This window comes from Methylobacterium sp. AC315 (assembly GCF_979253755.1).
Genome location: NZ_CEEDEA010000064.1, coordinates 1 through 1,052 on the forward strand (window position 1 = coordinate 1; position 1,052 = coordinate 1,052).

The following is a 1,052-nucleotide window of genomic DNA, read 5'->3' on the forward strand; positions in this document are numbered from 1 at the left end:
TAGAGCGTTTTCGGGCTGCGCTGAATCGCATGGGTGGGGTTCACGCGGCGCTGTTGGACTGATTCACTGATCGTTCCGGAGAAGGAGCGAAGCATGGGCCGACCCTACAGCCAGGATCTGCGCGAGCGCGTGGTGGAGGCCGCGGGCGTGACCTCGCGCCGCCAGGCGGCCGCGCGCTTTGGGGTCGGCATCGCCACCTCGATCCGCTGGATGGCCGCGCTTGCGACAACGGGGACGGTATCTGCTCGTCCGCAGGGGCGGGCGCGTCGCTCGAAGCTCGACCCGCACGAGGCGTTCCTGCGTGCGCTGATCGATGCGAAGGCCGACGTCACCCTGGAGGAGATGCGCGCACGGCTGCGGGACGAGCAAGATCTCACAGTCGGGCTCGGCACGCTGTGGAGTTTCCTCGACGCACGCGACCTGACGTACAAAAAAAGACAGCGCACGCTACCGAGCAGGAGCGCCCGGACGTGAAGGCGGCGCGCGAAGCGTGGTTTGCGGGTCAGCCCGACCTCGACCCTGCGCGCCTGGTTTTCCTCGACGAGACCTGGACCGCCACCAACATGGCCCGACTGCGCGGACGTTCACCGCGTGGTGAGCGGCTGCGCTCGCCCGTGCCGCACGGCCACTGGAAGACCACGACCCTGGTCGCCGGCCTGCGCCTGTCCGGGATCGCCGCGCCGTTCGTGCTCGATGGGCCGATCAACCGCGACGCCTTCCAGGCCTACGTCGATCGGGTCCTGGTACCCGAACTCAGCCCCGGCGACATCGTCGTCATGGACAACCTCGGCAGCCACAAGGGGCCGGCCGTGCGGGCGGCGATCGAGGCGGCGGGCGCGCGGCTGCTGTTCCTCCCGCCCTACAGCCCGGATTTCAACCCGATCGAGATGGCCTTCTCGAAGCTGAAGGCACTGCTGCGCAAGGCGGCCGAACGCACCGTCGAGGGACTATGGTCGGCCATAGGACGCCTCGTCGATGCGGTCACGCCCGACGAGTGCGCCAACTTCTTCGCTGCCGCAGGATACGAACCAGATTAAACCGAAAATGCTCTA

At 67.7% G+C, this 1,052-nt stretch carries 1 protein-coding gene; it reads left to right on the plus strand.

Annotated features, from left to right (window positions below; genetic code table 11):
- Positions 1 to 93 precede the first annotated feature (93 nt).
- Positions 94 to 1,037, plus strand: a protein-coding gene (locus tag AC0IY0_RS28705; RefSeq protein ID WP_471766469.1) for an IS630 family transposase whose coding sequence is annotated in 2 segments (ribosomal slippage) — positions 94 to 430 and positions 430 to 1,037 — 945 coding nt in all. Because the reading frame shifts where the segments join, the coding sequence is not laid out codon by codon here.
- Positions 1,038 to 1,052 lie beyond the last annotated feature (15 nt).